The following is a 20514-nucleotide window of genomic DNA, read 5'->3' on the forward strand; positions in this document are numbered from 1 at the left end:
GCGCGCGCGGCGGAGGAGCGCGCCCGGTGGCCGTGCCGGGGGTGCTGTGGGTTCCCGCCGCGCTGGCGCTGGCGCTGATCGTGCTGCCGGTGCTGGGGCTGCTCACCAGGGTGGACCCGGCCCGGCTGCCCGAGCTGCTGACCAGCGAGGCCGCGCTGGACGCGCTGGAGCTGTCGGTGCGCACCTCGCTGGTGGCGACGGTGCTGTCGCTGGTGTTCGGCGGCCCGCTGGCGGTGGTGCTGGCGCGGGCGCGGTTGCGCGGCTTGCGGGTGCTGCGCGCGGTGGTGCTGCTGCCGCTGGTGTTGCCGCCGGTGGTCGGCGGGCTGGCGCTGCTGTACCTGCTGGGGCGCACCGGTCCGCTGGGCGGGCTGCTCGACGACGCCGGGCTGCGGCTGCCGTACACGACGGCGGCGGTGGTGCTGGCGCAGACGTTCGTGGCGATGCCGTTCCTGGTGGTGGGCCTGGAGGGCGCGCTGCGCTCGGCGGACGCCCGCTACGAGCAGGTGGCGGCGACGCTGGGCGCGGGCCCGTGGACGACGTTCCGGCGGGTGACGGTGCCGATGCTGCTGCCCGCGCTGGGATCGAGCGTGGTGCTCACGTTCGCGCGGGCGCTGGGCGAGTTCGGCGCGACGATCACGTTCGCGGGCAGCCTGCAGGGCACCACCCGCACCCTGCCGCTGGCCATCTACACCACCGCGCAGTCCGACGTGGACGCCGCGGTGGCCATGTCGTTGTTGCTGGTGGTGCTGGCGCTGCTGGTGATCGGAGTGGCGGGCACGAGAGCGGTGGAGGGACGGACGTGACCGGTCTGCACGCCGAGGTCGCGTTCGCGCGGCCCGAGTTCGCGCTGGACGTGGAGCTGTCGGTGGCCCCGGGCGAGGTGCTGGCGGTGCTCGGCCCGAACGGCGCCGGGAAGTCGACGCTGCTGTCGGTGCTGTCCGGCCTGCTGGTGCCGGAGCGCGGCCGGGTGGCGCTGGACGAGCACGTCTGGTGCGACGCGGCGACCGGCGCGCACGTGCCCACGCACCGGCGCGGGGTGGGCCTGCTGGCGCAGAACGCGCTGCTGTTCCCGCGGATGTCGGTGCTGGAGAACGTCGCGTTCGGCCCGCGCTCGGCCGGGACGCCCAAGGCCGAGGCGCGGGAGACCGCCCGCCGGTGGTTGTCCGAGGTGGACGCGGCCGAGTACGCCGCCCGGCGCCCGGCGCAGGTGTCCGGTGGTCAGGCGCAGCGGATCGCGCTGGCCCGCGCGCTGGCGGCCGCGCCGCGGTTGCTGCTGCTGGACGAGCCGCTGGCGGCGCTGGACGTCGACTCGGCCCCGGCGGTGCGCGGCCTGCTGCACCGGGTGCTGCGGGAGCAGCGGCAGCCGACGGTGCTGGTCACGCATGACGTGCTGGACGCGGTGGTCCTGGCGGACCGGGTGGCGGTGCTGGTGGACGGGGAGATCATCGAGGAGGGCCCGACGCGGGAGGTGCTGACCCGTCCGCAAGCCGCGTTCACCGCGCGCATCGCCGGGCTGAACCTGCTGACCGGCGTCGCCACCGACGGCGGGCTGGACTTCGGCGGCACCGCGATCGCGGGGCGGTCGGTGGAGGTGGCGCGGGGCGAGCCGGCGGCGGCGGTGTTCTCGCCGTCGGCGGTCGCGGTGCACCGGGAACGGCCGGACGGCAGCCCGCGCAACGCGGTGCCGGTGCGGATCGACGCGCTGGAACCGCGTGGTGACGTGGTGCGGTTGCGGGCCGCGACGCGGACGCCGGACCCGGTGGTGCTGTCCGCCGACGTGACGCCCGCGGCGGTCGCCGACCTGCGGTTGGGCGTCGGCGACCTGGTGTTCTTCGTGGTTAAGGCGACCGAAGTAGCCATGCACCCGGTATCCGATGGATCATCTGGGGTGTGACTGAGGAAGCGCCCTGGACGTACTTGATGGACATGGACGGCGTGCTGGTGCACGAGGAGCACATGGTGCCCGGAGCCGATCGGTTCCTGGCCGAGCTCCGCGAGCAGGGCTTGCCGTTCATGGTGTTCACGAACAACTCGATCTTCACCCCGCGCGACCTGCGCGCGCGGCTGCACCGCACCGGCCTGGACATCCCGGAGTCGGCGATCTGGACCTCCGCGCTGGCCACGGCCCAGTTCCTGGAGAAGCAGCGCCCGGGAGGCAGCGCGCACGTCGTCGGCGAGTCCGGCCTGACCACGGCGCTGCACAACATCGGCTACGTGCTCACCGACCGGGATCCGGACTACGTGATCCTGGGCGAGACCCGCACCTACAGCTTCGAGGCGATCACGAAGGCGATCCGCCTGGTGGAGAACGGTGCCCGGTTCATCGCCACCAACCCCGACGAGAAGGGGCCGAGCCGGGAGGGCACGTTGCCCGCGACCGGCGCGGTGGCGGCGCTGATCGAGCGGGTGACGGGGCGGGCGCCGTACTACGTGGGCAAGCCGAACCCGCTGATGATGCGGTCGGCGCTGCGGGCGCTGGGTTCGCACTCGGAGAACACGCTGATGATCGGTGACCGGATGGACACCGACGTGCGCTCCGGGCTGGAGTCGGGCATGCAGACGATCCTGGTGCTGACCGGGATCTCGGACGAGAACACCGCGGAGCTGTTCCCGTACCGCCCCACCAAGGTGATCAACTCGGTGGCCGACCTGGTCGGGCACACCGCGAACCCGTTCGGGGTCTGAGGAGTTCCGGGTGAGTGGACCGTCCGCCCGCTCCGGCGGAACGACCGGCCCACTCACCTCGGTACCTGGTCAGCCCCGGGTGGGCAGCCGGTCGTCGGAGTCGACGATCCGCTTGCCCATCGGGAACAGCGACACCGGCAGCAGCTTGAAGTTCGCGATGCCCAGCGGGATCCCGATGATGGTGATGCACTGCGCGATGCCGGTGACGATGTGCCCGATGGCCAGCCACCAGCCGGCCAGCAGCAGCCACAGCACGTTCCCGATCGTGGAGAACGCGCCGGCGCCGGGTTCGTCGACGAGCCGCCGCCCGAACGGCCACAGCGCGAAGTTGGCCATCCGGAACGAGGCGATGGCGAACGGGATCCCGATGATCGTGATGCCCAGGACGATGCCGGCCACGGCGTAGCCCAGGGCCAGCCACAGCCCACCGAAGATCAACCAGATCACGTTCAGCAGCAATTGCATGCCCTCAGCGTGTCATGTGCGCTCGGACGAGTGGCCAGGTGGTGACCCTGAGTTCTCCCCGGGTCAGACCCGCAGTTCCCCGTCGAGGACCGTGACGGCCCGCCCGCGCAGCGCCACCCGGTCGCCCAGCGGGGTGGCGCGGACGAACCCGCCGCGCGGCGAGGCCTGTTCGCCGACCAGCTCCACCCCGGAGCGTCCCAGCTCGGCGGCCCAGTAGGGGGCGAGCTGGCAGTGCGCCGATCCGGTCACCGGGTCCTCCGGGATACCGGACGCGGGCGCGAAGAACCGGCTCACGAAGTCCACCCCGTCCCGGTCGCCCGCCGCGGTGACGACGACGCCCCGGTAGGGCCAGGTGGCGATGCGCGCCAGGTCCGGTTCGAGCCCGCGCACCTCGGCGGCCGCGCCGACCCGGACGAGCAGCCGCCCCGGGGCCGCGCGCACGTCCTCGACGGTGGCGCCGGGCAGCGCCGCCGCCAGGTCGCTCGGCGGCTCCACCGGGTCGGCGGCGCTCGCCGGGAAGTCCATGCCGATCCAGCCGGCACCGGAGTCCGTGCAGATCAGCTCGCCGCTGCGGGTGGCGAACCGCTGGTCGCCGCCGAGGGCGTGCGCGGCGGCGAGGGTGGCGTGCCCGCACAGGTCGACCTCGGTGGTGGGGGTGAACCAGCGCAGCGGTTTCGGTTCGGTGCCGTCGAGCACGACGAACGCGGTCTCGGCGTGCCGCATCTCGGCGGCGACCGACTGCATCCAGGGTTCGGCGGCGGGCGCGTCGAGCAGCACCACCCCGGCCGGGTTGCCGCTGAACGGGTGCTCGGTGAAGGAGTCCACGACGTAGGTGCGCACCCCCGGAGAGTACGGCCGTGGGAATCGATCACCAGCGGAACGGCCGGGTTCCGAAGGGCTGGGCCCGACCCCTCGACTTTTGCCCGACGCGGGCGCAATCATGAGTGTTCTGCGTCACGACAGCGTCGGGGAGGGCACTGTGGACACCGCCGGAACACCAGAACCCAGCTACGACTCCGGGATCTCCGAGGTGCCGCTGCTCGGCGACACCATCGGCGGCGACCTGGACCGGACCGCCGCCCGCGTCCCGGACTCGGACGCGCTGGTCGAGCACGCCGGCGGCCGCCGCTGGACCTACCGGGAGTTCGTGGCCGACGTGGACGCGCTCGCCCTGGGCCTGCTGGACGCGGGCATCGACAAGGGCGACCGGGTGGGCGTGTGGTCGCCGAACCGCGCCGAGTGGACGCTCACCCAGTACGCCACCGCGAAGATCGGCGCGATCCTGGTCAACATCAACCCGTCGTACCGGCTGCACGAGCTGGAGTTCGTGCTCGGCCAGGCCGGGGTGCGGATGCTGATCTCGGCGCAGCGGTTCAAGACCTCCGACTACACCGCGATGATCGAGCAGGTGCGGCCGAGCTGTCCCGGTCTGGAGCAGGTCGTGCTGTTCGACGACCCGAGCTGGGACGAGCTGGTGGCGCGCGGCCGGGCGGGCGATCCGGCGCGGCTCGCGGCGGCGCAGGCGCGGCTCGGCGCCGACGACCCGATCAACATCCAGTACACCTCGGGCACCACCGGTTTCCCGAAGGGCGCGACGCTGTCGCACCACAACATCCTCAACAACGGGTTCTTCGTCGGTGAGCTGTGCGGCTACTCCGAGGTGGACCGGGTCGCGATCGTGCCGCCGTTCTACCACTGCTTCGGGATGGTGATGGGCAACCTGGCCTGCACCAGCCACGGCGCGGCCATGGTCATCCCGTCCGAGGGCTTCGACCCGGGGACCGCGCTGGCCGCGCTGTCCGCGGAGCGCTGCACCTCGCTGTACGGGGTGCCGACGATGTTCATCGCCGAGCTGGACCACCCGGACTTCGAGAGCTTCGACCTGGGCTCGCTGCGCACCGGCATCATGGCCGGATCCCCGTGCCCGGCGGAGGTGATGAAGCAGGTCATCGACCGGATGGGCATGACCGAGGTCGCCATCTGCTACGGCATGACCGAGACCAGTCCCGTCTCCACCCAGACCCGCGCGGACGATTCGCTGGAGCGCCGGGTGTCCACGGTGGGCCGCGTCGGGCCGCACCTGGAGGTGAAGGTCGTCGACCCGGCGACCGGGCTGACCATGCCGCGCGGCGAGGCGGGGGAGCTGTGCACCCGCGGCTACTCGGTGATGCTCGGCTACTGGGACCAGCCGGAGAAGACCGCCGAGGTCATCGACCGCGCCCGCTGGATGCACACCGGCGACCTCGCCGTGATGGACGAGTCCGGGTACGTGAGCATCACCGGCCGGATCAAGGACATGGTGATCCGCGGCGGCGAGAACGTGTACCCCCGGGAGATCGAGGAGTTCCTGTACACCCACCCGGACATCGTGGACGCGCAGGTCATCGGGGTCCCGGACGCGCGCTACGGCGAGGAGCTGATGGTGTGGGTGCGGCTGCGCGCCGGCGCCGCCGAGCTCTCGGCGGAGGCGCTGCGCGAGTTCTGTACCGGGAAGCTCGCGCACTACAAGATCCCCCGCTACGTGCACGTCGTGGACGACTTCCCGATGACGGTCACCGGCAAGATCCGCAAGGTCGAGATGCGCCGCCAGGCCAAGGAACTCCTCGACCTGGGCGACTGAACGTCACCGGGCGGTATCGGCGAGGTGGTCGCGCAGGCGGGCGTGGCGGAACTGGTGGACCGCGCCCGCTCGGCGCAGCACGCCGCGGGCGTAGGCGTCGTCGAGGAACCGCGTCGGCCGCCACGGCAGCCGCCCCGTCAGCGGTAGCCACAGGCGCGCGAACAGCAGCCAGCCGCCCCACGACGACAGCGCCACCCGCGTCGCCGCGAGCATGCTCCCGGCGATGGCTCCGAAGACCAGCCCGTAGCCGAGTTCACCGGTCACCCAGCCCGCGACCACGGCCGTGAGCCCGGTCGCGAGCACGAGCACTGCCGCGCGCCCGAGGGCGACCGCGCGGTCGGCGCGCAGCAAGTGCCACGGGTCCGTCGCGTCGTCCGCCTGGTCCTCGCCGAGCGCGGACACCGACCCGTTCGCGAGCGCGCCCGCGAGCGTTCCGGCCAGCGCCACGACCGAATCCGCGGCGATTCCGGGAGCGAACGCCGCCACAGCCGCCGCCACCACGCCCGCCGCGAGCACCGACTCCAGTACCGCCACCAGCACGACGACCAGCACGCCGAGCATCGGATGCGTCCGCAGCGGGGTCGTTCGTCGCGCCCGATCGTCGAAGATCATCCGCATCGTGCCCGCCAGCCCGAACGCGACTGCGAACGCGGTTGCGGCCACGAGCCCGTTCGTGAAGCCGCCCGCGAACGCCACCGCACCCCCGAACAGCAGCGCGATCACGAAGACGAAAGCGAACCACCGCACCAGCCCGAGGCCCTGCGGTCGCCGCTTGGAGCCCGGCCGCCGCAGGTGCAGCCGAACCCGTTCCGGTTCGTGCTCGCCCGAGTACCAGGTCCGCAGCTCCGCGCTGAGGCCGGTGAGAAGCCCGACCCCGAACCACGTCGCCGTGAACTGGCCCCAGAGCCCGAGTAGCAGTCCCGGCGCCCCGAAGCAGAGCGCGAAGGCGACGGCGGTGACCAGCACGCGGGTGCGGCGGTGCAGCGCCGCGGGCATTCGCCACCAGGCGAGGTCGTGGGAGCCGCGCCGGACCAGATCGGTGGCGAGCCGGCCGAGCCAGCGATGGGCCTGGTCCGGGCGCCACGGCCCGGGGCGGCGGACCGGGTCGTACCGGGTGTTCAGGTAGACGCTCAGCAGGTGTTCTTCGAGCTGCTCCGGGGACCGGAAGCGATCGGCGTCGAGCAGTTCGGCCGGGTCGCGGTCGGCGTCGTCGTGATCGAGTCGGGCCAACGTCACCAGCAACGGGGTGGTCAGGGCGGCGGCCAGGTTCCGGCTTTCGGCCGCGTCCGGTTCGGTCCGCACGTGCTCGAACACGGCCGCCCATTCGGCGGCGCGGGCCTGTCCGCTGCTGCGGCGCAGGTGCCGGGCGACTTCGTTCGGGCGGAGGTCGTCGAGCTCGATCACAGCGGCCCCGCGCACCCAGTCCTGGCGTACCGCGTCGGCGTACTCGTCCCGCCTGCTGGTCACGACGACGGGCGACACGAGCCTGCTGATCTCGCGGACGGCTCCGCGCCGGTAGCGCTCGGGGATCTCGTCGAAGCCGTCGAGCACGGGCAACACCCACTCGTCAGCGACGAGGGCGGCGGCTTTCCCGCCCACCAGAAAAGGGTGGTCACGTTCGAGCAGGTCGGCGAGCCGGGACCGCAAGGCGGTGGTGGTGGGATTCCAGTCGCCGAGGCCGAACAGCACCGGGACGCGACTCGTGCGACCGCGTTCCGCGATCAGGTCGAGGACGAGCCGGTGGACCAGCGCGGTCTTGCCCGCACCGGCCCGGCCCAGGATCACCAGGCGTTGCGAGTCGATATCCCGGTAGGTCCGCCGAATATCGGCGAAGGACCCGGTCAACGACGGCGGCCGAGCTTCGTCGTGCTGGATGTTGTCCCAGTGGTCGACCAGTTCGTCCGCCGCCGGATGCCAGCGCACCGGCAGCGCCTCCGGATCACCCAGGCCCCACCGCTCACCCTCCTGGCGGCTGAGCGCGGCCACCCTGCGGGCGAGCTCCCGCGCCGACGCTTCCGGCGACCCGGTGGGGGCGGGCGGTTCCGGGTGCACGACGAGATCACCGTGCACGTCACCACCGACCTGCACGAGGTCACCGCCGACGGTGCCGCGATTGGTGTTGCGAGCCCGGTCGTGCTCTGTCACCTCGCCAGTGTGCCGCGAAGATCGCAGCCCCGGGGCCGGATCGAACCATCCACGAGCGGTCGTCCAGCACTCCCGGCGGCCGACCACCTCCGCAACGGCCGCCCCACATCCACACCCCGTTCAGCTGTGGAGTACTCGCGAAACTCACGGGGAATCGAACGGACCGACTCGCCGCCGAGTCGACGTACCCGCAGCGCAACAAAGGTTTTGCGGTCTGTGAACAAGGCGGGGCCCTGCAACTCGTAGTGAGATCGCAGGGGTTCCGGGGGCGTTCGGGTGAGTGGGCGCCGTCAAGCCTTGGCGAGTTCTGCTGCGTCCTCCTCGCCGAACTGGTCTTCCAGGCGTTCGGGGGAGGCGTCGACGTCGATCTGCTCCAGCGGGGTGCCGCGGGCCGAGGAGATCGCGCCGAGGCGGCGTCCGGCGCGGTCGTTCGCGTAGCTCAGCAGCTCGTCGGTGTCCAATTCGAACGGTCGCACCTCGGGCGCGTCGGCGGGCTGCCACTGGATGAGCTGCATGGCGTGCGGCAGCAGCTCCTGCATCATCTCCTCGACGTGGCCCCAGTTCGCCTCGTCGGCGGCCACGTGCCTGCGGCAGGTGAAGGTGCCCCACGCCATGTGCCTGCGCTCGTCGTCGCCGATGTGGCCGATGATCCGCTGCATGCCGGGGAACAGCCCGCGGCTGCGGCAGATCTTGTTCCACGCGTAGTAGCCGGTGAGCGCGAGCGAGCCCTCCACGACGTGGTTGTAGGTCACCGACGCCCGGATCTGGTTGCGCGGCCCCGGATCGGTGTCCAGCGCGTGCAGCACGGTGGGCAGCACGTCGTAGAAGATCGTGCGGTAGCCGGGGTTGTCCTCGACGAACTCGTTGAGGTTCTCGGTGAGGCCGACGGCGTCCATCCACAGCCGGAACGCCTGGGTGTGCTTGGCCTCTTCGTACATGAACTGGGTCAGGTACATCTCGTCGCCGAAGCGGCCTTCGGCGGCCGTGGCGGACAGGAACGGGCGCAGGTCCTGGGTGACGGCTTCCTCGCCGGCGATGAACTCGGCGCACAGCCCCGCCACGCTGCGCCGTTCTTCGCCGGTGAGCCCGGCCATGTCGCGGGCGTCCTGCTCGAAGTCGATGTCGGCGGGGTTCCAGAACTTCGCGTTGCCCTTGGTGAACAGCCGCAGCGGCAGCGAGTCCCAGTTGAGGCCGCCGGGGCGCAGGGAGTGGAAGTCGTCGCGGTGCTTGCTGCTGTCCGTGGTGGTCGTCATCGGCCTGCTCCAGCTCGCCCGGGTAGTGTGATTCGCGTTACACCGCCGATTTTCGATACTAGAAAGTTCCGCGTCAAGGGCGGTCACTCGCCCGCGTGCGGCGGTTAGCCTCCAGGTCGTGAACCCCGCGACCGTCGGCTTCGACCTGGACCTCACGCTCATCGACCCCCGGCCCGGCATGGTCGACGTGTTCGAGCGGCTGCGCGCGGAGTTCGGCGTGCCCCTCGACGGCGAGCACTTCGCCGCCAACCTCGGCCCGCCGCTGCCCGACGTGCTGCGCACCTACGGGTTCGACGAACCGCTCGTGGCGAGTCTCGTGCACCGGTTCCGGGAGCTCTACCCCGAACTCGTCGTGCCCGGCACGAAGGCCATGCCCGGCGCGGCCGAATCGCTCGCCGCGGTGCGCGAGCTCGGCGGCCGGGCGCTCGTCGTCACCGGGAAGTTCGAGCGCAACGCGCGGCTGCACCTCGACGCCCTCGGCTGGGAGGTCGACCGGCTCGCCGGCGACGTGTTCGCCGCCGCCAAGGGCGACGTGCTGCTCGCCGAAGGCGCCGCCATCTACGTCGGGGACCACCTCGGCGACGTGGTCGGCGCCAAGACGGCCGGCGCGCTCGCCGTCGGCGTCGCCACCGGCCCCTACCGGGCCGAAGAACTCCTGGAAGCCGGGGCCGACGTCGCGCTCGGCGACCTCGCCGAGTTCCCCGCCTGGCTCGCCGGCCGCGCGGGCTGACTCAACCGCGGCGGGTGCGCAGCACCGCGCCCACCACACCGACGACCAACCCGGCCGGGGCCAGCAGCGTCGCCAGGTTCAGCCACAGCGGCAGGTCCTCCAGGCCCGCGGCGTACGACCCGAACACCGCGAGCACCGCGAGCACGCCCGCGGCGAACAGGCCCACCGCGAGGGGGAGCACGACGGAACGAGGGGAAGCGGCGCTCATGCGAGCAGGGTAGGCGCCGCGGCGGCAGGTCCGGCCCGGGTGTGGCCGGAACCTCCGGCTCGGTCGAAGACTTCGCAGGTCAGCGAGGCCTCGTCGGCCGCTCCGCGCAAGGGGCGACGATGTTGCGCTCCGGGCGGGTACTCTGGAACGGACGCGTCCTGGGAACGCTCTGACAGCGTGGCGTTCCGGGGCGTTTTTGTTGTGCCAGGGCCGGTGCGTCGCGCCCCGGCACGACGCACGATGACGACAAGGAGGACCCGCTCGCTCCCGGACCGCCCGACCTGGGCCACGTGGAGGAGTGCGGGCCGGGCATCGACAGGGAACGGTGAGGACAGTGCCGACCGGCAGGGTCAAGTGGTACGACGCGGACAAGGGCTTCGGCTTCGTGACCCAGGACGGTGGGGAGGACGTGTACGTGCGCTCCTCCGCGCTGCCGTCCGACGTCGACTCGCTCAAGACCGGCCAGCGCGTCGACTTCGACATGGCCCAGGGCCGCCGCGGCCCGCAGGCCCTGCGGATCCAGCTGCTGGACCCGCCGCCCTCCGTCGTCGAAGCGCGCCGCCGCCCCGCGGACGAACTGCACGGCATGGTCGACGACATGATCAAGCTGCTGGAGCTGAAGGTGCAGCCCGACCTGCGCCGCGGCAAGTACCCGGACCGCAAGGTGTCCAAGCGGATCGGCGAGGTCGTCCGCGCGGTCGCCCGCGAACTCGACCCCGGCGCCTGACCCCGGCGCCGAACGAGAGCGAACGCCAACCGCACCGCCCGTCTTCGAACCTGCCAGGTCGTTTTCCTGTCAGCGGCGAAGCCGATGAGCGGCGACCACCAGAGCAGCAGGACCACCCGCGGGTCCTCAGCGGTTCCCTCGCGAGGACAGCTTTTTCCCATGTGGCGGAGCCACCTGCGAAAAAGATCCCGCAGCGGGGGAACCGCTGAGGTTCCGCCACCCGAGCCACCACGCAGCAGGAGTTCGACAGGCAGAAACCGTCAGGTCGGGTCGATGACCCAGGTGGCGGCGATGGGGAAGTCCACGCCGCCGTCCTCGCCGAGCACGAGGAGACCGGAGTACTGCTGCACCTCGACGTGCTCCAGGCGGGTGCCGTCCGGGGGGATGCGCAGGGTGTAGGAGTGGCGCTCGTCCGGCCGGATCACGCCGGTGCGCCCCTCGACCTCTTGGCCGTCGACGCCCCGGTAGATGTAGGACACCTGCCACGGCGTGGCGGACACCTCGCCGGGCACCGAGATCTGCAGCGGCGACTTCTCCGGCACCCGCAGCTTGCCCACCGGGTCCTCGGCGGGCGGCGCGCAGTTCTCCCCGGTCGCGTCGCAGAACCGCGCGGGGGCGACCTCGATCGCCTCGCCGTGCGAGTAGAACGTGACCTGCGGGGCGGAGGGTGCCGAGCACCCGGCCAGGGCGACGACGCCCAGCGGAGCCGCGAGCAGCAGCGACTTCAGTCCACGATGCACGACCGCGAGCCTACGGCCCGGTGTCGTCCGCCAAGTCCACGGCCCGGTGTCGCCGGACGGGCTCGCGGTCCGGGGCGGTCCGCCTGGTCCGCGCTCCGGCCGGAACGCCCTCGGTGCCCGGTTCGGCCCGGCGGCCCCGGCGCGGGAGCCGGACCAGCCCGCCGCCGCGCCCGACGAGGACGGTCTGCACCAGCACCAGGGCCAGCAGCGCGGCCGTCGTGGTGAAGCCGATCCACCACACCGGCGGCAGCAGCACCCCCAGCGCGCCGCCGAACACCCAGCTCAGCTGCAGCACCGTCTCGGAGCGGCCGAACGCGGAGGCCCGCGACTCCTCGGCCACGTCCCGCTGCACCACCGCGTCCAGGCACACCTTCGCCAGCGCGCTCGCGGTCGCCGCCACGAGCCCGACCGCGACCGCCGCGGGCACCCCGGCCAGCACCGCCGCGCACACCGCGATCGCCAGTGCGCTGCCCAGGCAGCTCACGATCAGCCGGTCCGGGGCGCCGAACCGCATCCGGGCGCCCGCCGCGTTCCCGAGGAAGCTGCCGAGCCCGGCCGCCCCGCCGACCGCGCCGAGCAGCACGACCTGCATCGCCGGGTCCTGCCGGGTGCTCTCCTTGATCACGAAGGCGGCGAACAGCGTCAGGAACCCGGTCAGCACCCGGATGCCCGCGTTGCCCCACAGCGCGACGACCACGTGCGGGCCCAGCGGCGCCCGCCGCCGCTTCCCGGCCACGGCCCGCGCCTCGCCCGCCGAGCTCTCCACCCGCCGCGTGATCCGCAGGCACAGCCACACCCCGGCCGCCGCGAGCGCCGCCATGAACCACAGCGCCCCCGGCGATCCCAGCAACCACGCGAACCCGGACGCCACCGCTCCGAACACGCCCCCGGCGGCCAGGCCGAACGTGGTCAGCCGCGAGTTGGCCGTGGTCAGGTCGATCGCCGCGGGCAGCACCCGCGGGGTCATCGCGGCCTTGAGCACGCCGAACGACTTGGACAGCACCATGCAGCCCAGCGCCGCCGGGTACAGCAGCCAGCCGTCGAAGTTCACCGCCATCACCGCCGCCAGCAGCACGCGGACGCCGAAGGACACCGCGAGCGCGGTGCGCCTGCCCTGCCGCAGCCGGTCCAGCGCGGGGCCGATCACCGGCGCGATCACCGCGAACGGGGCGACGGTGATCAGCAGGTACAGCGCCACCTTGTCCCGGCTCTCGCCGGTGGCAGCGGAGAAGAACAGCGTGTTCGCGAGCGCCACGGCCATCGCCGCGTCCACCGCGTAGTTGAGCATCACCGCGTAGCTGAAGCGGGCGAGCCCGGATTCGGCGGCGCCGTCGGCGTGCGCGGCGGAGAAGAACAGCCGCATCGCGGCGCGGGTCAGCTGGCGGCCGCGCCAGGCCGCGACCCGGGTGACGGTGAGCTTGCGCGGGGGAGCGGTGGCGTCCCAGCGGCCGCCCGCGGAGTTCTCGGGAGCCTCGCCGGGTGATCGGCCGCCGTCCGGGCCGGTGCGCCCGCGGTGCTCGCGTGCGTCGTCGGGCGCGGGGTGGGGTTCGCGTTCGCCGTCCGGGCCGGAACCGCGGTGCGTTCCGGCGGTGCGCGGTGGTGCGGTGGCGGCGGGGTGCTCGGATCCCCGGGCCCCGGGGCCCGCCTGCTCGCGTCCGGCCTGCGCGGTGCCCGACGGTTCGCCTCGGCCAGGCGCGGGTCCCGCCGGTTCGCGTCCCGCCGGTTCGCGTCCCGCCGAGTCGCCTCCCGCGGTGCTCGCGTGCTCGCGTCCCGCCTGCGCGGCATCGGCTGCGCGGACGCGTTCCTGACCGCCGTCGCGTTCCTGACCGCCGTCGCGTTCCCGACCGCCGTCGCGTTCCCGGTCGTCCCGCTGCTCCCGGTCGTCCCGCCGTCCGCCGAAGCCCTGCGGGATCCGCCCGCGCCTGCCGCGCCGCCCGGCTCCCCCGCGGGGGCGGCCGGTCGGTTCCTCGTCGGTGCGTTGGTCGCGTCGGGGCCCCATGACTTCATCCTGCCCCAGCCGCGGGGTCGATCGCGTCCGCTGCTCCGCTGCTCAACCCGGCGTGCGGCGGAGTTGTCCACAGCCGAGAGCTACCTGTGGACAACCTGTGGAAATTTGCGAGATCACGCGTGAGTTCTCCACAGCTCGGTCGCGGCAACCGGTCAGCGGGGCTCGAACCGCACCCGGTACGCGTGCGGCCACAGCTTCCCGGTGAGCAGGAATTCGTCGGTCCCGGGCACCGCGGCGATCCCGTTCAGCACGTCCGCCCCCGCCTTCTCCCCGGCGGGCAGCAGCCCGGACGCGTCGACGACCGCGCCGACCACGCCGGTCGCCGGGTCGATGCGCACGATCTGGTCGCTGCCCCACACGTTCGCCCACACCTGCCCGCCGGCGCATTCGAGCTCGTTGAGCTCCGGTACCGGCCTGCCCTCCAAGGTGACCTGGACGGAGCCGGTGGCCGCGAACGTCGCCGGGTCGCGGAAGGTGAGCCGCGCGCTGCCGTCGCTCATGACCAGCCGGGAACCGTCGTGGCAGAGCCCCCAGCCCTCGCCGTCGTAGTCCACCCGGCGCAGTTCCCGCAGGCTCGTCCGATCACGTTCCAGCGCAACCCCTTCCTGCCAGGTGAGCTGCCAGATACGGTCTCCGGCGACGGTGATGCCTTCGCCGAAGAGGTCGGCGGGGAGACGTTCCTCCCCGAGCACGCGGCCGGTGTCCGGGTCCAGCGCCCGCAGCAGCGAGCGCCCGTACCGCCCGGTGCCTTCGTAGAGGGTTCCGCCGGACAGTTCGAAGCCCTGGGTGAACGAGGAGCGGTCGTGCGGGAGCACGCGGGTCACCATCGCTCGAAGGTGTGGCACGCTGCCCGCGTGCCCAATGCTCTGATCGGTGTGCTCGCGATCCTCTTGGCCTTCGTGCTGAGCTGGTACGTGCGCCGAGCACGCGCCCAACGCCAGTCCGGACAGCAGGCTCGTGATGATCACACCTGCGGACAGACGGTTGCCCAGCGCAGTTCGCCTGGGAAGATCTCCGGTTCGCACCCCGAAAGCCTGACACGGGCGGCGACCGCATCGAACGCGTACGGCACAATCGAGCACGTGACGCCTATGCCTGCTCCGACCACCGACCCGGACGCTCCGCTCGGAGTTCCCGGGGAGCCGAGCGGCGAGTCCACGGGGACCCAGCCGGAACCGGCCCAGCCCGAACCGGCCCGGCTCGACCCGACGCTGGCCGCGGCCGTGGAGACGGCCCGCGCCGCCGCCGAGGGCGAAGCGGGCCCCGCGGCCGATCCGATCGGTTCGCCGGTGCTCACGGTCGACGCGGCGGAGGCCCCCGTCGGCGCGCACGTCGGCGTGGAGGCCGAGGGGCCGGACGCGGCGACGCACTACTTCGAATCGAACTACCCGGGGTACGTGGGCTGGCGCTGGGCGGTGACCGTCGCGATCGCCGGTCCGGGTGAGCCGGTCACGGTCAGCGAGGTCGTGCTGCTGCCGGGCCAGGACGCGCTGACGGCGCCGGCCTGGGTGCCGTGGAGCGAGCGGGTGCGGCCGGGCGATCTCGGCGCCGGTGATCTGCTGCCGAGCGCTCCGGGCGATCCGCGGCTGGCCGAGGGCTACCTGTCCGGTGCGGACCAGGGCGTGGAGTCGCTGGCGCACGAGGTCGGCCTGGGCCGCAAGCGGGTGCTCAGCCACGAGGGCAGGCTGGCGGCCGCGGAGCGCTGGCACCAGGGCGAGTTCGGCCCGGGCAGCGACATCGCGAAGCTCGCGCCCGGCGCGTGCGGCACCTGCGGTTTCTTCCTGCCGCTGGCGGGTTCGATGCAGGCCGCGTTCGGCGTGTGCGGCAACGAGATTGCGCCGGCGGACGGCCGCGTGGTGCACGTGGAGTTCGGGTGCGGCGCGCACTCGGAGGCCGAGGTGGACACGTCGTCGACGGTGCCGGTCGCCGAGGTCGTCTACGACGACACCACGCTGGACTTCGAGTCGCGCGGGTGACCGCGCAGGACGTGTTCGGCACGGCCGAGCTCCGGCGGGCCGTGCTGGAGTCCTGGGACTCCTCGCCGACGAGGTTCCGCGAGGACGCCAACGCCGAGGAGGACCTGCGCCTCGGCGGCTACCGGGACCGGCTGCTGGTGGAGCTGGCGCAGAACGCCGCGGACGCGGCGGGCGCGGACGGCGTGCTGCGGGTCCGGTTCGAGGACGGTGAGCTGCGGCTGGCGAACACCGGCGCGCCGCTGACCTCGGACGGCGTGGCCGCGTTGGGTTCGCTGCGGGCGTCGGCGAAGCGCGAGGGTGCGACGGTCGGCCGGTTCGGCGTGGGTTTCGCCGCGGTGCTGGCGGTGTCGGACGCGCCGCGCGTGGTGTCGACCTCGGGCGCGGTGGAGTTCTCCGCGGAGCGCACCCGGGCCGAGGCGGCGGCGCTGCCGGGCCCGGCGAAGGAGCTCGAATCCCGCGATGGCGGTGTGCCGGTGCTGCGGCTCGCGTGGCCGTCGCAGGAGCGGCCGCCGGAGGGCTTCAGCACCGAGGTGCGGCTGCCCGTCCGGTCCGATGTGGACGGTGATGCGCTGCTGGCGGAGTTCGCCGAGCGCGCCCCTGATCTGCTGCTGGCGCTGCCCGCGCTGCGCGAGGTCCACGTCGGTTCCCGCTCGTGGCGCCGCGAGGACCAGGGTTCCTCGCGCGCGGTGGTGCACGGCCCGCAGCGCAGCGACCGCTGGCTGCTGCACCGGGTGTCCGGTGAACTGGGCGAGTCGGCGCTGGAAGGTCTGGGTTCGGAGGCGAAGCGCGGCGCGAGCTGGTGGGCGTGCTGGGCGGTGCCGCTGGGGCCCGACGACGTGCCGATCCCGCTCGCCGAGGACGTGCTGCACGCCCCGACGCCCACCGAGGAGCGGCTGTCGCTGCCCGCCCGGCTGCTGGCCGGGTTGCCGGTGGAGGCGGACCGGCGGCGGGTCGCGGCCTCGCCCGCGGTGGATTCGGTGCTGACGTTCGCCGCGGAGAGCTACCCGGACCTGGTCGCGAAGATCGCGCCGGAGCACCGCACCGCGCTGGTGCCGCTGCCCGGCTTCCCGCTGTCCGATGTGGACGGGAAGCTGCGGCAGGACGTGCTAGACCGGTTGCGGATCAGCGCGTGGCTGCCCGGTGGCGCCGGTGGGTCGGTGGCTCCGAGCAGCGCCGCGGTGCTGGAGCACTACTCGCCGGAACTGGTGTCGCTGCTGGCGGACGTGGTGCCGGGCCTGCTGGCCGCGGAACTCTCGGACGCCCGGCAGCGGCGCGCGCTGAGCACCTTGGAGGTGCGGCGGCTCGGCGCGGCCGAGCTGGTGGCCGCGGTCGGCGGGCTGGAGCGCCCGCCGTCCTGGTGGCACCGGCTTTACGAGGCGCTGGCCCCGATCCAGCGCACCGATCTGCGCGCCCGCGAGGAGTTCGCGGCGCTGCCGGTGCCGCTGGCCGACGGCCGCACCGTCACCGGCGCGCGGGACGTGCTGCTCACCGACGGCGATGCCGATTCGGGCCCCGCCGCAGTGCTGTCCACATTGGACATCAGCGGGCTGCGCATCGCGCACCCGGACGCGGCGCACCCGCTGCTGGAGCAGCTCGGTGCGCACCGCGCTGGACCCGCGGAACTGCTCGACGCCCCGCCGCTGGCGGAGGCGGTGCGCGGCAGCGTGGCCGAAGCCCGGGTGGGCGCGGACGTGCTGCCGCTGACCGAATCGGTGCTCGGCCTGGTCCGCGACTCGCGCCCGCACGACTGGCTGGCCGCGCTGGCCATGCCGGACCGCGACGGCGAGATCCGCCGCGCCGACGAGCTGCTGCTGCCGGACGCGGCGCTGCTGGCCGTGCTCGACCCGGACGAGGTCGGGCCGGACGGTTCGCTGGGCGTGCTGGACGGCGCGTTCGCGGCGCGCTGGCCGCGGGACCTGCTGCGGTCCGTGGGCGTGCTGGACTCGTTCGCGCTGCACGTCGAGGACGACCCGATCGACCCGGACGAGCAGTTCGCCGACAGCGTCCGCTGGTGGCACGAGCAGGAGCGCCTGGCGGGCGGGGCGTGGCCGCCCGCGCGGTTCACCTCGGTGCGGGACCTGGACCTCGTCGCCGACGACGCGTGGCCGCGGGCGATCCGGCTGCTCACCGACTCCCCGGACATCGCGCACGTCCTCGGGGACCCGCACAGCCATCCCGCGTGGTGGCTGGCCCGCTTCGCCGTCCTCGACGGCCGCGAACCCCGTTCGTGGCGGTTGCCGGAGGCCGAGGACATCGCGGGGATCTACGACCCGGTGCCGGACCTCGGCCTCAGCTCGCGGCGGCTGCGGCTGGCCGGGGTGCGCGGCGAGCTGCGCGTCGACGACCCGGACGACGCGGCCGACCTGGTGGCGCGGCTCGGCGACCCGGACCGCGGCATCCGCGCGGGCACGGCGCTGCGGGCGCACCGCGTGCTCGCCGACGCCGTGGTCGACGGCGTCGTCAGCCCCGGTTTCGCCGGTCCGCCCGAATCGGTGCGGTCCCTGTCCGGGGCCGTGGTCAGCGCGGAGCGGGCCGTGGTGCTGGACGAGCCGTGGATGCTCGGCGTGCTGGAGGCCCCGCTCGTCGTCGCCGGCGGCGGCCCCGACCAGTTCGACGCCGAAGCGCTCGCCGAACTCCTGGACCTCCCGCTGGCCTCCGAGGAGAGCACCATGCGGGTGCTCTCCGACGGCCGCGTGCAGCGCTGGGCCGAGGTCGGCCGGGTGCCGAGCTCCTGCGAACTGCTCGGCATCGCGGTGCCCGGCGGCGAGGTCGCCCTGCACGACGGGCTGCGCGTGAGCACCCGCGACGGGGAGCGGCGCGTGCACTGGTGGGTCGACGCGACCGGTGCGGTGCACGCCGAGCGGACACCGGACGGGCTGGCCCGCGCCCTCGCCTGGGCGGCCGGTGCCTGGGACAGCCGCTTCGCCCTGGCCGCGCTGCTCGCCGACCCGGAAGCGGTCACCCTGCTGCGCTGAGGTCTCGGTCAGCGGCGCAGCGAGTCGAGGAAGCTGCGCCAGGCGCGCCGGTCGAACAGCAAGGTGCCGCCGTCGCGGTCCTTCGTGTCCCGGACGCCGACCGCATCCGAGGCGAGGCCGACCTCCACGCAACTGCCGGATTGCCCGCTGTGGCTGGATTTCCGCCATTTCGCCGCGTCGCTCAGCATCAGGCTTCCTCCATCTCGGTGGCTATCGTTGCAATCAGACCCGCTGAGGCCTCAACAGACAAGATCGAAGTGTGGATGTCCACTACGGCTTGCTTGTAGGCAGCGACGTCCTTTGCCTCGAAGAGGAAGGCTGGAGATCGGTAGTGCTCCAGCTGGACGATCGGCGGCGCCTTCGCGAACTCGTACAAGACGAATGCGCCTTCGTGTGCGGGAGTCCAGTGAGTCAAGCCGTTGGGGAGGACGGCAACCGTGATGTTGCTCTGCTCGCTGATCCTCAAGATGTACCTGAGCTGTTCTGCCATGACCGCTCGACCGCCGAGGGGCTGGCGCAGCGCGTGCTCGGCGATGATCGCGGTGAGCGGTTTCGCTGCTCTTCCCGCTAGTACGTCTCGCCGAGCCATCCGTAGGCCGACTCGGATTTCCCTTTCAGGGTTGGGCAATCCGCGCATGATGGAGCGCGCGTAGTCGGCAGTCTGGAGGAGGCCCGGGATCACGGTGGGCGCCACATCGGTGATCGAGCTGGCCGAGCGTTCGAACTCGGCTAGCTCGACCAGATGCTTGTGCGGACCGGATGAGCTGCGAGCGAACGTGTTCTTGTCTCCGGCATTCCTAGCGAACTCGATCAGCTCGTCATATCTGGTACCGGTAACTCTTAGTGTTCCCAGTATGCGTGCAACATCCTCCGGTCGGGGTGTGCGGGTGCCGGTTTCGTAGCGAGAGATGGTGACATGACTGGTACCAAGCCGATGTGCCAGCTCGCGGGTCGTGATGTTCGCCTGCTTGCGTAGCTCGCGAAGCTCGGCACCGAGCAGGCGCGCCTTGGGTGTGTGTTCACTGGTACCGGCCATGAAAACAGCTTAGCCAATCCGTGTCGGCTGCATGATCCAACGATGGGGGACTAGCAAAGTTGGAGCCGGTAACAACATACTTAAACCGGAAACACGCTAGAGAGGAGCGAACATGCTGGCCGATGGGGCGAAGGTGGGGCGGTGGCAGCCGGTGAGCAGTGGACGGCACGCCTTCGGCCTGGACGCGCGCAGCTCCGAGCCGGGCGAGCTGACCCGCGCGCTGTGCGGCGTCGTGGTGCGCACCGACGAGTTGCAGCGGGTCGCCGACGAGATCGACTGGATCCGCGAACCGACCTGCATGGACTGCTGGCGCGAGCTGGCGGACCGAGCGCGCTGAGCGCGCCCCCGAACGCGGCCCGGTCGTGGTGACCCCCGACCCCACACCGGTCCGCACGGGTGGCCGGGCGGCGGCCACACCTCCCCGACGCCCGCCCGGTCACCCTCCACCCGAGGAGATCCGCATGGACCCGCACGACATGCCCGCCCGCTGCTGGGTGGCGTTCGGCTACCAGAACCACCTCGTCCCGGTCGCCGGTGCCGGCGAGATCGCCGGGAGCTGCGGGGTGCTCACCGACCCGGCCGACGTCGTGCCGTGCGACGAGCGGCCGACCTGCTCAGTCTGCGCCACCGCCGCTCGGGCTGGTGATCACCGCATCGTCCCGTTCACCGGAACGATCGACTGTTAATAGCGAGATGGCGATTTCTGCCGCGCACCTGCGGTTTCCGGCATTTCCGCCCCGGCGATCGCGGGTGTCGTGCTGAGCTGATCACCGATCACCCCCGCGAGATTCGGACTCGACATGACGCCGCCGCACCCACCGCACGGGAACCCGCCGCCCCCGCCGAGCTGGCCGCTACCCCGGCTACGCTCGCCGCGCGGCGCTGCGGGCGTGCCATCGACCAGGGCATCGCCGACCGGCTCGACGAGGCCGCCGAAGGGCTGGAG

Annotated in this window: 21 protein-coding genes; 10 read left to right on the forward strand and 11 right to left on the reverse strand. The window is 72.8% G+C overall.

Annotation, left to right across the window (positions count from 1 at the left end; translation table 11 throughout):
* Window positions 1–32 precede the first annotated feature (32 nt).
* From LCD35_RS15470 to LCD35_RS15480, 3 genes are read left to right on the forward strand one after another with little or no spacing between them, the layout of a single operon-like run.
* Window positions 33–803, forward strand: a complete 771-nt coding sequence (locus LCD35_RS15470; protein ID WP_224977765.1) for an ABC transporter permease — start codon at window positions 33–35, stop codon at window positions 801–803.
* Window positions 800–1894 carry a sulfate/molybdate ABC transporter ATP-binding protein gene (locus LCD35_RS15475; protein ID WP_225044377.1) on the forward strand — a complete coding sequence of 365 codons (1095 nt, stop codon included), beginning with the start codon at window positions 800–802 and terminating at the stop codon, window positions 1892–1894. The genes LCD35_RS15470 and LCD35_RS15475 overlap by 4 nt, the downstream gene beginning before the upstream one ends.
* A 26-nt stretch (window positions 1895–1920) precedes the next feature.
* Window positions 1921–2685, forward strand: a complete 765-nt coding sequence (locus LCD35_RS15480) for an HAD-IIA family hydrolase (RefSeq protein ID WP_224959092.1) — start codon at window positions 1921–1923, stop codon at window positions 2683–2685.
* Between the two features lie 69 nt (window positions 2686–2754).
* Here the strand turns inward: LCD35_RS15480 and LCD35_RS15485 are convergent, their stop codons facing one another.
* Complete coding sequence (locus LCD35_RS15485) at window positions 2755–3150, reverse strand: YccF domain-containing protein (protein ID WP_224959070.1); 396 nt, start codon at window positions 3148–3150, stop codon at window positions 2755–2757.
* A gap of 63 nt (window positions 3151–3213) precedes the next feature.
* Window positions 3214–3990 carry a PhzF family phenazine biosynthesis protein gene (locus LCD35_RS15490; RefSeq protein WP_224959071.1) on the reverse strand — a complete coding sequence of 259 codons (777 nt, stop codon included), beginning with the start codon at window positions 3988–3990 and terminating at the stop codon, window positions 3214–3216.
* Window positions 3991–4090: 100 nt separating this feature from the next.
* Here LCD35_RS15490 and LCD35_RS15495 point away from each other — a divergent pair, with 100 nt between their 5' ends.
* Window positions 4091–5770, forward strand: coding sequence for an AMP-binding protein (locus LCD35_RS15495; protein WP_225044378.1), 1680 nt, complete (start codon window positions 4091–4093; stop codon window positions 5768–5770).
* A 3-nt stretch (window positions 5771–5773) separates the two neighbouring features.
* On the opposite strand, the gene LCD35_RS15500 is transcribed toward LCD35_RS15495, so the two are convergent.
* Entirely contained in the window at window positions 5774–7915 is a 2142-nt protein-coding gene (locus LCD35_RS15500) for an NACHT domain-containing NTPase (RefSeq protein ID WP_224966601.1), read from the reverse strand.
* A 290-nt stretch (window positions 7916–8205) separates the two neighbouring features.
* Window positions 8206–9168, reverse strand: a complete 963-nt coding sequence (locus LCD35_RS15505) for a R2-like ligand-binding oxidase (RefSeq protein ID WP_224959073.1) — start codon at window positions 9166–9168, stop codon at window positions 8206–8208.
* Window positions 9169–9346: 178 nt separating this feature from the next.
* On the opposite strand from LCD35_RS15505, the gene LCD35_RS15510 reads away from it, so the two are divergent.
* The gene (locus tag LCD35_RS15510; protein WP_374108083.1) at window positions 9347–9898 is read left to right on the forward strand and encodes an HAD family hydrolase; all 552 of its coding nucleotides are present in this window, start codon (window positions 9347–9349) and stop codon (window positions 9896–9898) included.
* 1 nt (window position 9899) lies between these two features.
* Here LCD35_RS15510 and LCD35_RS15515 read toward each other — a convergent pair whose 3' ends face one another.
* Window positions 9900–10106 (reverse strand): hypothetical protein, encoded by a 207-nt coding sequence (locus LCD35_RS15515; protein ID WP_224959075.1) that lies wholly within the window; start codon window positions 10104–10106, stop codon window positions 9900–9902.
* 334 nt (window positions 10107–10440) lie between these two features.
* On the opposite strand from LCD35_RS15515, the gene LCD35_RS30315 reads away from it, so the two are divergent.
* On the forward strand, window positions 10441–10833 hold the full coding sequence (locus LCD35_RS30315) for a cold-shock protein (RefSeq protein WP_224959076.1): 393 nt from the start codon (window positions 10441–10443) through the stop codon (window positions 10831–10833).
* 260 nt (window positions 10834–11093) lie between these two features.
* On the opposite strand, the gene LCD35_RS15525 is transcribed toward LCD35_RS30315, so the two are convergent.
* From LCD35_RS15525 to LCD35_RS15535, 3 genes are all read right to left on the reverse strand, one after another.
* The gene (locus tag LCD35_RS15525; RefSeq protein ID WP_224966602.1) at window positions 11094–11573 is read right to left on the reverse strand and encodes a DUF2771 family protein; all 480 of its coding nucleotides are present in this window, start codon (window positions 11571–11573) and stop codon (window positions 11094–11096) included.
* Between the two features lie 10 nt (window positions 11574–11583).
* Entirely contained in the window at window positions 11584–13572 is a 1989-nt protein-coding gene (locus LCD35_RS15530) for an MFS transporter (protein WP_225044379.1), read from the reverse strand.
* A gap of 161 nt (window positions 13573–13733) precedes the next feature.
* Window positions 13734–14444 carry a glutaminyl-peptide cyclotransferase gene (locus LCD35_RS15535; RefSeq protein ID WP_374108084.1) on the reverse strand — a complete coding sequence of 237 codons (711 nt, stop codon included), beginning with the start codon at window positions 14442–14444 and terminating at the stop codon, window positions 13734–13736.
* A gap of 228 nt (window positions 14445–14672) precedes the next feature.
* Between LCD35_RS15535 and LCD35_RS15540 the strand changes: the two genes are divergently transcribed.
* Both LCD35_RS15540 and LCD35_RS15545 read left to right on the forward strand, forming a co-directional pair.
* Entirely contained in the window at window positions 14673–15557 is an 885-nt protein-coding gene (locus tag LCD35_RS15540; protein WP_224959081.1) for a DUF3027 domain-containing protein, read from the forward strand.
* Window positions 15554–18532 carry a sacsin N-terminal ATP-binding-like domain-containing protein gene (locus tag LCD35_RS15545; protein ID WP_225044381.1) on the forward strand — a complete coding sequence of 993 codons (2979 nt, stop codon included), beginning with the start codon at window positions 15554–15556 and terminating at the stop codon, window positions 18530–18532. Before LCD35_RS15540 ends, LCD35_RS15545 begins: the two co-directional genes overlap by 4 nt.
* Before the next feature lie 8 nt (window positions 18533–18540).
* Here LCD35_RS15545 and LCD35_RS15550 read toward each other — a convergent pair whose 3' ends face one another.
* Both LCD35_RS15550 and LCD35_RS15555 read right to left on the reverse strand, forming a co-directional pair.
* Complete coding sequence (locus LCD35_RS15550) at window positions 18541–18720, reverse strand: DUF397 domain-containing protein (protein ID WP_224959085.1); 180 nt, start codon at window positions 18718–18720, stop codon at window positions 18541–18543.
* On the reverse strand, window positions 18720–19568 hold the full coding sequence (locus LCD35_RS15555) for a helix-turn-helix transcriptional regulator (RefSeq protein WP_224959087.1): 849 nt from the start codon (window positions 19566–19568) through the stop codon (window positions 18720–18722). The genes LCD35_RS15550 and LCD35_RS15555 overlap by 1 nt, the downstream gene beginning before the upstream one ends.
* Window positions 19569–19680: 112 nt before the next feature.
* On the opposite strand from LCD35_RS15555, the gene LCD35_RS15560 reads away from it, so the two are divergent.
* Together LCD35_RS15560 and LCD35_RS15565 are read left to right on the forward strand one after the other, a co-directional pair.
* On the forward strand, window positions 19681–19905 hold the full coding sequence (locus LCD35_RS15560) for a zinc finger protein (protein ID WP_225044382.1): 225 nt from the start codon (window positions 19681–19683) through the stop codon (window positions 19903–19905).
* A gap of 124 nt (window positions 19906–20029) precedes the next feature.
* Window positions 20030–20254 (forward strand): hypothetical protein, encoded by a 225-nt coding sequence (locus LCD35_RS15565; protein ID WP_225044383.1) that lies wholly within the window; start codon window positions 20030–20032, stop codon window positions 20252–20254.
* Here LCD35_RS15565 and LCD35_RS15570 read toward each other — a convergent pair.
* Window positions 20251–20514, reverse strand: a 264-nt coding sequence (locus tag LCD35_RS15570; protein WP_225044384.1) for a hypothetical protein, incomplete at its 5' end; no start/stop codon positions are given. The genes LCD35_RS15565 and LCD35_RS15570 overlap by 4 nt on opposite strands.

Origin of the sequence: Saccharopolyspora sp. 6V (assembly GCF_020176785.1) — a bacterium.
Lineage (GTDB): Bacteria > Actinomycetota > Actinomycetes > Mycobacteriales > Pseudonocardiaceae > Saccharopolyspora_C > Saccharopolyspora_C gregorii.

Excerpts from the sequence above, each read along its gene's own strand:
- LCD35_RS15485 (WP_224959070.1), bottom strand. The coding sequence starts at position 3,150 with ATGCAATTGCTGCTGAACGTGATCTGGTTGATCTTCGGTGGGCTGTGG.
- LCD35_RS15565 (WP_225044383.1), top strand. The coding sequence starts at position 20,030 with ATGGACCCGCACGACATGCCCGCCCGCTGCTGGGTGGCGTTCGGCTAC.
- LCD35_RS15495 (WP_225044378.1), top strand. The coding sequence starts at position 4,091 with ATGAGTGTTCTGCGTCACGACAGCGTCGGGGAGGGCACTGTGGACACC.
- LCD35_RS15510 (WP_374108083.1), top strand. The coding sequence starts at position 9,347 with ATGGTCGACGTGTTCGAGCGGCTGCGCGCGGAGTTCGGCGTGCCCCTC.
- LCD35_RS15550 (WP_224959085.1), bottom strand. The coding sequence starts at position 18,720 with ATGCTGAGCGACGCGGCGAAATGGCGGAAATCCAGCCACAGCGGGCAA.
- LCD35_RS15515 (WP_224959075.1), bottom strand. The coding sequence starts at position 10,106 with ATGAGCGCCGCTTCCCCTCGTTCCGTCGTGCTCCCCCTCGCGGTGGGC.
- LCD35_RS15540 (WP_224959081.1), top strand. The coding sequence starts at position 14,673 with ATGCCTGCTCCGACCACCGACCCGGACGCTCCGCTCGGAGTTCCCGGG.
- LCD35_RS15480 (WP_224959092.1), top strand. The coding sequence starts at position 1,921 with ATGGACATGGACGGCGTGCTGGTGCACGAGGAGCACATGGTGCCCGGA.
- LCD35_RS15555 (WP_224959087.1), bottom strand. The coding sequence starts at position 19,568 with ATGGCCGGTACCAGTGAACACACACCCAAGGCGCGCCTGCTCGGTGCC.
- LCD35_RS15560 (WP_225044382.1), top strand. The coding sequence starts at position 19,681 with ATGCTGGCCGATGGGGCGAAGGTGGGGCGGTGGCAGCCGGTGAGCAGT.
- LCD35_RS15530 (WP_225044379.1), bottom strand. The coding sequence starts at position 13,572 with ATGGGGCCCCGACGCGACCAACGCACCGACGAGGAACCGACCGGCCGC.
- LCD35_RS15505 (WP_224959073.1), bottom strand. The coding sequence starts at position 9,168 with ATGACGACCACCACGGACAGCAGCAAGCACCGCGACGACTTCCACTCC.